8 protein-coding genes are annotated in these 10,719 nt (G+C 39.9%); 2 read left to right on the top strand and 6 right to left on the bottom strand.

Annotated elements, in window-relative coordinates; all coding sequences use genetic code 11:
* Positions 1-281: 281 nt before the first annotated feature.
* The 5 genes from H5185_RS18720 to H5185_RS18700 form a co-directional block, all read right to left on the bottom strand.
* Entirely contained in the window at positions 282-725 is a 444-nt protein-coding gene (locus H5185_RS18720; protein ID WP_182742843.1) for a hypothetical protein, read from the bottom strand.
* A gap of 155 nt (positions 726-880) precedes the next feature.
* Complete coding sequence (locus H5185_RS18715; RefSeq protein ID WP_182742842.1) at positions 881-2,011, bottom strand: efflux RND transporter periplasmic adaptor subunit; 1,131 nt, start codon at positions 2,009-2,011, stop codon at positions 881-883.
* The gene (locus H5185_RS18710; protein WP_182742841.1) at positions 2,004-5,156 is read right to left on the bottom strand and encodes an efflux RND transporter permease subunit; all 3,153 of its coding nucleotides are present in this window, start codon (positions 5,154-5,156) and stop codon (positions 2,004-2,006) included. Before H5185_RS18710 ends, H5185_RS18715 begins: the two co-directional genes overlap by 8 nt.
* Positions 5,157-5,237: 81 nt before the next feature.
* Entirely contained in the window at positions 5,238-6,002 is a 765-nt protein-coding gene (dsbG, locus tag H5185_RS18705; RefSeq protein WP_182742840.1) for a thiol:disulfide interchange protein DsbG, read from the bottom strand.
* A 35-nt stretch (positions 6,003-6,037) separates the two neighbouring features.
* Positions 6,038-6,847, bottom strand: coding sequence for a TlpA disulfide reductase family protein (locus H5185_RS18700; protein WP_182742839.1), 810 nt, complete (start codon positions 6,845-6,847; stop codon positions 6,038-6,040).
* Between the two features lie 185 nt (positions 6,848-7,032).
* On the opposite strand from H5185_RS18700, the gene H5185_RS18695 reads away from it, so the two are divergent.
* Together H5185_RS18695 and H5185_RS18690 are read left to right on the top strand one after the other, a co-directional pair.
* Positions 7,033-7,707, top strand: a complete 675-nt coding sequence (locus tag H5185_RS18695) for a response regulator transcription factor (RefSeq protein ID WP_182742838.1) — start codon at positions 7,033-7,035, stop codon at positions 7,705-7,707.
* A gap of 71 nt (positions 7,708-7,778) precedes the next feature.
* Entirely contained in the window at positions 7,779-9,047 is a 1,269-nt protein-coding gene (locus tag H5185_RS18690; RefSeq protein WP_392344865.1) for a histidine kinase dimerization/phospho-acceptor domain-containing protein, read from the top strand.
* A gap of 393 nt (positions 9,048-9,440) precedes the next feature.
* On the opposite strand, the gene H5185_RS18685 is transcribed toward H5185_RS18690, so the two are convergent.
* On the bottom strand, positions 9,441-10,719 hold a 1,279-nt coding region (locus H5185_RS18685; protein ID WP_310741676.1), incomplete at its 5' end, for a molybdopterin dinucleotide binding domain-containing protein.

Genomic DNA, 10,719 nt, shown 5'->3' with positions numbered 1-10,719 from the left:
CCGCGAAAGCTAGCGGGCCATCCATGGCCAGCTCACGCATTCTTTTATAAAGAGTCTTCAACGGCCTCAAGTTCAGAGTTGAATTTGTCCATTTTCAATTAAGTAGGCAAACTCATTTATGCCCCATTCCGAGCTAGCTTATAAAGCTGAGTAGACTTCAGCCAGATTACATTTTCCATACATTCTTTAATGAATAAACAAAATGCAAGACCGACCTAGCCCCTTTACCAAAAGTGTAAAACTAAGCAGCGATAACAAATTCACAACTACTAATACTAAAATCAAGCAGTTTCCAAACACTTATCACAAGCTAATGTCACATATTCAGGAATTAGATCGAACTGGGTTTGATCAAGCTGACATATGTACTCATTCTCGATATGATAAGTCTCATTAATAAACTTCTGAAGCACTGAATTATCAATGTTAATCTCAAAAAAACCTGAATATTTGTAACTTTTCATAACCGTTTGAACAGGTATCATAAAGCTTTTTAATGCCGTAGTATCTTGCAAACGTACTAAGGTTTCATCGTAGTTAAACTCAGGAATTTTGCCTGCGATTTCTGAAAGGCCCCCGTCAAGTTTTCCTGAATCCATTTTTGGAAAGCCATCATATCTAGTATCCATTGCATTCATTTGTTCTCTCAAATGAAATAAGTTCGAAAGAACCTGGTACGCATCACCTCTATTTTCGCCACTACAACAACCAAGTATTGAAGCCATAATATTTTAGCTTTATTTATTAAAATCTTGAAAAGCTCTACTGTATAAATTGATATCTGTTTCTTGTACTTCTCCACGACTCAATTTTTTTGTAAACCAGGCCTAAACGCATTGTTGTATCCGGGGTAACTAACTCCTGATCCTAATGTAAAATCTTAGCTATTAAATAGTAAGGCGTTAGGGTTGAGTATTACTTTTTCAATCTGTTCTAATTTGCTGGTAAAAACAACGTTTTTGGTTGATTGAGAAATAATATTTATTTTATAGAATCGTTTATTTCCGTCTTTTATGCCAACAATTGCCGTATTGCCTTGATGATAAGTCAACGCAGATATTGGGGCTTGCCAATATACTTGAGCATTACTTTGCTGTGCTGTATCAAATGACATAATCCCGCGAAGACCTGAGGGGAGATTTAAGCTGGTATTGTCAAACTCCGCTTCTATCAGCATTGTGCCTGTTGATTCTTCAACAGCCTTTGCCATCCGTGTTATCTGAGTATTAATAATCAAGCCATCATAACCCGTAAACGTGGCATTGATGTTATCGCCAACAGTTAAAAATTTAATTTCACTTTGCGGTACATAGGCAATTATTTTCAGTTTTTGTGTGTTGGCTATGCGATATAAATATGTATCAGTTTGAGGATTATCTGCATTCACTAAATCACCTAACTCAATATTTTTCTCGACAATATAACCTGAGAAAGGCGCCCTGATTGATAAAAATGACTGGCGTTGTAAATTTTGCGCTAACTCTGACTTTAAAGCATCAATTTTGGCATTTGACTGACGGAGCATAATACGTAATAGATCGCGTTCTGCATCGCTTACTAGTTTACTATTAGCTAATTGTTCGACCCTTGTTAAGTTTAATTGGTTCAGTTCTTTTTCAGCTTGCTCACTGGCGATATTGGCTAGGATTTTCTGTTCCTGCGCCTTTACTTCAGGATCATCAATCACTGCCAATACATAATTTTTGTTAACTTTATCCCCAATTTCAACGTATTGTGCAGTAATAAATCCTGACATGCGTGAAAATAATTTAGCTGACTGTATCGCACGAGAAATAATAGGTAATGATACCTGGCGAACATCATTAATTTGTATCAGATCGGCTGTTTGATAGTGCTGAACGGCGCTTTCCTCAAGACTATCCTTATTAAGTAATACCCTTGTAGGCTCTTTAGCCATTACGCTGCTAGAGGCCAACAATATAAAAGACGTTAATAGAGGCACTAATACACTCGCTAACTTACGCGGTTTTCTGTTTACTAGGTTAAGCATTTTCGCTCTCCGGGGCATCTTTAAATAAGGGTTTATTGCGCAGGCTCAGCAATAAAGGCACTAAGGTTAACGTTGCAGGCGTACCTAATAATAAGCCACCAATTACAGCTCTCGCTAAAGGGGCGTTTTGCTCTGCGCCTTCTCCAAGGGCTAATGCCATTGGGATCATGCCCACTAACATCGCCAGTGCTGTCATAATAACCGGTCTAAAACGGGTGTTTATTGCTGCAAATGCAGCATCAACCGCTTTGTATCCGCTCAATATTTCGGTTCGAGCAAAACTCACCACTAACACACTATTAGCGGTAGTTACCCCCATCACCATTATCATGCCCATGAAGGCAGAGACACTTAATGAGGTGCCGGTAATTACCAAGAAAAGTAATGATCCTGTTATCGCCATTGGCATTGCACTCAAGGCAATAAGCGGAAGCCCCCAAGATTGGAAGTTTATGACCATCACTAAGTACACCAGAAATGCCGCCATCACCATGCCTAAAGCCAGATCCTTATAAGCAATCAACATATCTTTAGCTTGTCCTTCAATCGAGATGGTATTTCCTGCTGGCATAGACGCTTTAAAAGGTTCTATTTCACTAACAACATCGTCGTACACCGCGCCTAAATCTCGCTGATCTATATTAATGAGTATACTGATCAATGGCGCTAACATTTGTCGCTTAACTAGCGCTGGGCGCTGTCGTTGCTCTACATTAACAACGTTACGCAAGAACACCATTTCTTGCCCTTGGGTAGAGGCTTTTACTGGCGTATTTAACAATGCGTCGAGCGACTCCATGCGATAAGGTGGTATTTGCGCGGCAACCACATAACTAATGCCGTTGTTAGTCCAGCTATTGGGGAAGAAAGTCGCACTGGAGCTCAAACTCACTAATAAGGCTTGATTGATATCAGCCATGTTAATGCCCAATTGCTCAGCTCTGATCCTGTCGACACTGAGATAAATATCAGGCCACACCATTATCTGACCAAGCATAATATCGGCGACGCCCTCAACATTCTCCAGCTTACTCATTAATGCCTTAGCCGTTGCTAAGTTACCTTTTATATCTCTGCCAGTCAGGTTCACTTCAATAGCAGACTGAGCGGTACCATTAAGTGTTTGTGAAATAATATCAGCAGGTCTAAATAGTACTTGATAGCTTGGATATTCTTGTTTGATCCGTGCTCTAATTTCACGAATATAATCATCTGTTGGTGCATGCCCCGCATTAAGTTGTACTAATATTTCGCCTTCAGATGAGGTGCTAATCATCGAGCTAATCCAGGTTTTATTTATCGGCTCTGGTGGGCCAATATTTTCGACTATGGCTTGAATTTCATTGGTAGGAATAATTTGACGGATTAAGCGATGTACATTAGCAAACTGCTGGGCAGACTCTTCCAAACGCACACCATTATCAACTCTTAAATGTAAGCGAATACCGCCGGCATCAGATTTTGGAAAGTAATTTTTACCCAACACGTTATAAGCGCCAATCAAGACAACACAAACCGCAATACTGACGATAACTAAGGTGGCTTTTCTGTAAACGAACAAGCGTTTTAAGTTGTTGGTATGGCTAGCAATTATGCTGTCGAGCGAGCGCTCTACTTTTGCATGTAACCTTTGCAGTTTAACGGGTTGAACAGTGATGTTTTCACGCTCACTAGGTAACAACATATAAGCCATGGTTGGCACCAATGTTCTTGATAGGGTAAATGAAGCAACCATAGCCAGTAACACCGCTAGAGCAAGAGGTTCAAAAATATAGGCACTGGTGCCGCTGAGTAAAAAAATCGGCAACAAAACAATACAAATACTTAACGTAGAAACAAACTCTGGAAAGACAACCTGTTTGGCACTGTCTATTACGGCTTGCCTGATGGGCTTGCCACTGTCGATGTTACGGTTAATGTTTTCAATTTCTACTAAGGCATTATCAACTAATATGCCTATGGCTAAACCAAGCCCACCTAAGGTCATTAGGTTTATGGTATGTCCAAGCAGACTTAAGCCTGTTAATGAGGCCAATAATGCTAACGGAATTGACGTTAATACAATGAGTGTGCTGCGTAAACTGCCTAGAAAAAATATCACAACCAGCGCAACTAACGCGGCTACCAGTATTATTTCAGCAAACACCGCATCTCTTGAGGCAACCACAAAACGCGATTGATCAAAAATAGGCGTTATAGCTAACCCTGTTGGCGCATTGTTTTGAATTGCGGGTAAGCGTTGTTTTATTTCATCAATAATATCGACCGTTGACGCTTGCCCAAGCTTTAAAATCGAAACAATAACACCCGCTTGGCCATCAACCCGCGCTAAACTCGTTGCGACTGCGCCGCCGTCACGCACTTGTGCAACATCTTTTAATTGAATTAATCGACCTTGATTATTTTTTACCGGCATCGATTCAAATTCTTTAACCCCTTCAGGGCTGCCATTAGTCGAAACGGTAAACTCGTTTTCACCCGCTCGTAAAACACCTGAAGGCAAGGTGACATTCTGCTGGGCAATCGCCTCCCCAATATCCCGTGCTGTTAACCCATACGCTTGTAGTTTTTCAGGGGCTATATCAATCATTAATTGTCTTGGTGCACCGCCAAATGGCAAGCTGAGCCTTAAACCAGGAATTGACTGAAGTTGGCGCCTCAATGTCAGCCGAGCATAATCATAAAGCTCTGATGGCGTCATTTGTTGTGACGATATGGCAAGTTGTAATATAGGTACACTCGAGGTGGTATAATTAACCACTAACGGCGGGGTCATACCTGCGGGTAAGCGCTTCAATATTGTTTGCGAAACGCTGGTAATTTGCGATAACGCCACCGCTAAATTTGCCTTAGAATGAAAACTCACTTGAATAAGTGAGTAGCCATTACCATTGTCTGATACCACGCGTTTCACATCATCGACATTATTCATAATGGCAATCTCACTAAAAGAAGAGATTTTTGATGCCATATCGCTGGCATTTAAGCCTGGATATGTCCATAAAACGTTTACATAGGGAATGTCGATAGACGGTAATATATCGGTTGATGTTTGTTGTAAAGAGCGAGCACCAAACAACAAAAGTAAGATTACCAATACACCTATGGTATAACGCTGGCGCAGCGCGAGTTTAACTATCCACATTCATTTAGCTTCTTTTAAAAATATCAATCATTAGGTAAAGGGCTGTAAAAGTAATCATAAAAGGTCAACAACCCCTACACATTACTTACTTTTATTTGAGCCAAAAATTTCGGCCATTAATGCCGGTGGCGGTAAGCCTGCTTGCGCTTTAAACTCACCTTGCTTGTTTTTATAAAAAGTAGCTGGAGTGGCACTTGCACCAAGATACATCATGGTTTCATAGTTTTTAATTAACATATCTTGTACTTCTTGATCGGGATTTTCTAGCGGCTTTAAAGCATCAAATAAACTTCCTTGTTCAAGTTTTTTAAATTGCTCAGCAGGATCATCAGCACTCAATATTGCAGCGGCTTTACCTAAACTATCATCCCTTAAAATACCCACTAGAATATGACGGAGTTGCACTTCTCCAGATTCAATCCAAGGGCGCGCATTTTTCCACAACTGTTTGCAATAAGGACAGTTTGGATCAGTAAACGTATAAACAATATGCGGTGCAGAAGAAGAGCCGTCCCTTACCCAATGACTATTTTCAAGTGCTTGCCAACTTTTCAATGCTTTAGGTCCCTGTTCATAAGCCTGGATTCTTTCTTCACCGAGATCATTGCCATCAACATCTAACATAGGGCCTGGAAATAAATATTGTCCATCTTGTGTCACGTACAAAGCAATAGTCTGCCCTTGTATGCTGGCAACATAGCCTGTCATTTGCGCTGGAGCTTTAAATTCACTGACTATTTCGCCTCCTTGCTGAGTTAACAACCTTAACGGAGCAGGGTAGTTGTCTTTATCTGCGGCAATCAGATTAAAAGGGAGTAAAAGTGTAAGAAAATAATATTTTTTCATTAGTTTATCCTTGTATAAAGTGTTGCGGTATTTGTTTATTTAAGGTGTTTTTTAAGGTAATAATCTAAGCTAGCTTGAGACAATTCCCCGGTATGGCTGGTCACTAGTTTTCCTTCAGCATTATAAAATAATGTCGTTGGTAGCCCTACGGCACCAGATTCTTGGCTAACGTTACTACTCGGGTCGAAAAAAATATTCTGTATATCTAATTGTGTTGAGGTAATAAACTGCTCAACGGTTGCGGGGCTTTCGCCTTGATTAACAAATATAAAAACCGCATCTTTGTGTGTTTTTTGAGCGGCATCTAACACTGGCATTTCACGACGACATGGCGGACACCATGTTGCCCAAAAATTGATAATAATCGGTTTACCCTTATAAGCGCTTAAATTCACCTCCTGACCTTGCATATTACTTAGCTGTGAACGTGGTAGCTCAATTCCAGATTGATAAAGTGCCGCGGAAAATATAGGAATAATTAAACAGCTAGCCGTGATTGCGGCAGACGTTATATAGATCTTAACTAACGATTTATTACTGATAGTGAAACGTATAAGTACCAAGGTACCTGCTGCCCAACCATAACCAGATAAAAAACCACCATCGCTTATATTTAACAATTGCCACCAGTTTTCTTGGTAGGCTTGCCACATTGTCAAAATAAAAGCCAAGCGTGCAGTTATAAACCCAGTAAAAATAGCTGTGAATATATGGTTTAAAATTTCTTTTTGTTGCGCGTTATTACGTGTTTGCAGATAAGTAAGTCCCCAGAAAACAACTAAGCCTGATAGCGTAATTAATTGTGAAATTGAGATGACGATGGGACCTAAAGCAATACTTAGCATTTATTTTTAACACTCTTATATTTATTAATTTTCCTAGGATCAAGTATTAGGATTAAGGCAATATTAAGAAAATAAAATTAGTGTTATCGGCTTCTAAACACATTTTTTCGCTTGTTCTTCTTCGTATTTTCACGTTAGGCTTATAGCTATTAACACAATGAAAGCGTAATTATAATTGGGTAAAAATGTATATTTTATTAGTTGAAGATGATGAGGTTATTGCTGATGCCATTATTACCTTTTTATCGAGTGAAGGAATGTCTGTTGAACATGTTTCATCGATAACCGATGCTAAAAATATCATAAAAATAAGTAACTTCGATCTCTGTATACTTGATTTGAATTTACCAGACGGTAACGGAATAACGTGGATATCATGGCTGCGTAATAAACAATACGCATTCCCTGTGTTGATACTGACTGCGAGTAATTCAATTGACGACAAAGTGACTGGTTTAAAAAATGGGGCTGATGACTATTTAGTCAAACCTTTTGATTTGAGGGAGTTGCTAGCTCGTCTATACAGTATCAAGCGGCGGTCTACCGATAGACTGACGAATACCCTTTCACATGGTGTATTGACTTATAACTTAGAGCTACAACAGGTTTTTGTTAACGGCAAACATATCCCACTGTCTCGCAACGAAGATTTACTATTAAAAGTTTTTCTTAATAATCCACAACGTATTTTATCTGAAAGCCAATTGAAAGACGTATTGTATGGCACCTGTGATGACGTAGCGAGTAACGCACTTAATGTGCATATATTTAACTTACGTAAAAAAATTGGCTCCACAGCGATTGAAACAGTGCGAGGCTTTGGTTTTAGGCTAGGTACAACTGGGGTGACCACAAAATGAGTTTACGCCTTCGCCTGACGATATTAGTCGCGGCTGTATTTATTGGCTTTTGGCTATTAACTAGTATTTGGATGGTGACAGGGCTTAACCATAAACTCACAACCAGCTTTGATAAGCGGCTTCAATCAACCGCTGTTATGCTGAGTAATATATTAGCGCATGTACCACAAAGTGCTATGGCCGCATCTTTGCCGTCAATAATGCAGGCAAATGAAGTTGGCACCGCAAAAGGTCTGGCCTGTCAAATCAGTTCCTTACATGGCAGTATTATCGCAACTAGTAATAGCAGTTCTTTTCCAAATAACTCAGAGGTAAAGCCTGGTTTTCATTTTATTCATGCAGAGAATACCGCGTGGCGTACGTTTACGTTAATAACCAATCAACACAAAATAACCATTGCAGATAAAATGCTGGAACGAGATTCTTTATATTATGACTTACTTAAAAGTATTCTTATTCCACCAGCATTAGCTATTTTAATTACGTTAGGTTTATTATGGTTTGCTATAGGTAGAGGCATAAGACCAATAATGTTGCTTACCTCGGCGCTTGAACAACGTGGTAGTGAAGACCTTGCGCCCATTGAAATAGACCAACCCTTAAAAGAGCTTAAACCGCTTATCACTAGTCAGAATGCGTTAATGGCAAGGCTTGCTGAAGTCATATCTCGGGAAAAACAATTCACTAGCAATGCAGCGCATGAATTAAGAACGCCTTTGGCTGGAATATTGGCTCAAACTCAACTTGCAGAGTTAACAACAGGCAATAAGCAACAACGAGCGTTAATGCAGGTAAGCAAGAGTACAAAGCGTTTGAACACGATACTAGATAACTTACTTTTACTGGCTAATATAGATGCAGATCACCAGGCTCATACCGACGAAAGTTGGTCTATCGAAGTATTAATTAAAAGTATTATCAATGAAATGATTCAAGACAATGAACGTATCGCTTATTCATTACAAGGAAAGGAAATAATAACGGTTATCCCATCGGCTATGGTCACAATTGTATGCCGCAATTTACTAGATAATGCATTAAAATATAGTTTGCCAAAAACAGCGATTATCATGGCAATTGATTCTACAGAAGAAAATTTAACGATTAATGTTCGCAATAGTGCCCATGTTTTATGCGCTGACATTCCTAAAATGACAACGCGTTTTTGGCGGAAAGGGCTAACAGAAGGGGCTGGCCTTGGGTTGTCTATTGTAGATACAATTGCTCAAAACTATAAAGGTTCAATTATACTTACCAATGAAGAAAACACTTTTATTGCTGAATTTTCGGTTCCTATATCAAAAAATCCTTACTCACTAAACAGAGCCCAAGTGTTATAGGCCGTAACCTTATCGTTTCGGGTATCTTGCGACCACTAATCAATGAGCTAACGTCACCATCACTGTCTGATGCCTGCGTTTTTTTTGGAGATAGCAGAGACGTTTGGTATGGGAGGAAATAGATAGGTTCAGCGTGTGGTAAAGGGGGGGGCTGTAACGTTAGAACGGCTATTCTAGGGCAGTAATCAATTACTCAAAGAGCTTTATTTAAGCAACATTACAAGCTTTTACAATTCATCACTTTACCGGTTAAACCATGACTCTGTCAGAGTTTGTAGAGGGTGTAACAGATTCTGTGTAACCCCGTAATCACTTTAAACACTGTCAATATAAGTTATGACACTTTTCGTATGAATAAAAAGTGTCATAACCATCATGATATCCGTTTAACAATTACACTTTGCGAATTCTAGCAGGAAGAGATTGGCGAGCAGCTGAACCAACGACCCAATCAAGCAATACTCCTTTACCTTCACGTGTTGGATCAATTAGGCCAATATCGTTAATATTAACGCTATCACCTCCTCGAAATTTTACCGGTTGCTGTTTATCGTCAATCCAGTGTTGTCGTTCTCCCAATTCGGTGTGTCCAAATCCGTGTTCAAAACCCAGTGTACCGGGCTTAATACCTTCAAGCACCATTGCCGTCGCTTCTGTACTGGCGCTCGGGGTTTCAATAATAAACCGATCTCCAGTTTGAATATGGGCTTTTTTAGCGTCGGTTGGATGAATATAAACCGGATTGGTACCTTTAATCGAATTCAGTCGTGGTGATAAATTAGAGACAGCACTATGAATGTTCGACTTAAAATTAGTCAAACTAAACGGCCACTCATTAGACGGGTATTTTTGATTCAGCGGTGTGCCATCACTGAGCTTTTGGGGATACCAAGTGGGGCAACCACTGTAATACTCACCGGTCATCGTATTTCTAGACGTGCCAAGGGTTTCATTCCAAATAGCCAGTGGTTTGTCCCATTTATATTTCATGGTCTCTAGTTGATAAGCATTAGATGCATTTTCAAAACGTCCTCCTCGAGCAAAAATAAACGCGACACGTTTCATTTCCTCTACGGTTAGAGTTTTTTGCATAACGGGTATTAAACGTTCAAGCCCAGACCACGAAATATCCTCTGCAGACACTTCCGGCACGCCGCCTTTTACATAAGCGAGATTAGCAGCTGATCGTAGATAAAAGTCTTCTGCGCAATGAATGCCATGCCAATGTCCGTTAACATCAGAAATAGCTTTGTCACCAAATCCACCTAATTGCATTTTTTTGGCAACATCAATTAAGAAGTTTTCTAAACAGATTGAACGGCCATCTTTACTTCTACCGGTGCGAGGTTCCACAACAGGCCAGCGTGCCGTCACCGCTTTTACAGGTACTCCGTGCCAAGGTGCGGACATTCCCCAACTTTCATAAGTCACAGTATCTGGGACAATGTAATCCGACAGTGCCGTTGTTTCGTTAATAAAAGCATCAACCGACACAATAAGCCCAAGTTGATTGGGGTCTTTAAGTTTATCCTCAAGTAAATTCTTTAAACCAGGAACTCCATACATTGGATTGGCCATATGGTTAATCCAGGCTTTAGCGCGATACGGATAACCATCGATCGCAGCAGAAAGATGCTCTGTCAATAATGGCGCAGAGATAGGATACCAAGGT

Source organism: Shewanella sp. SG44-6 (genome assembly GCF_014164185.1).
Taxonomy (GTDB): domain Bacteria; phylum Pseudomonadota; class Gammaproteobacteria; order Enterobacterales; family Shewanellaceae; genus Shewanella; species Shewanella vesiculosa.
Note: the sequence above shows the minus strand (reverse complement) of the source record. Positions and strands in the feature narration are given on the sequence as shown.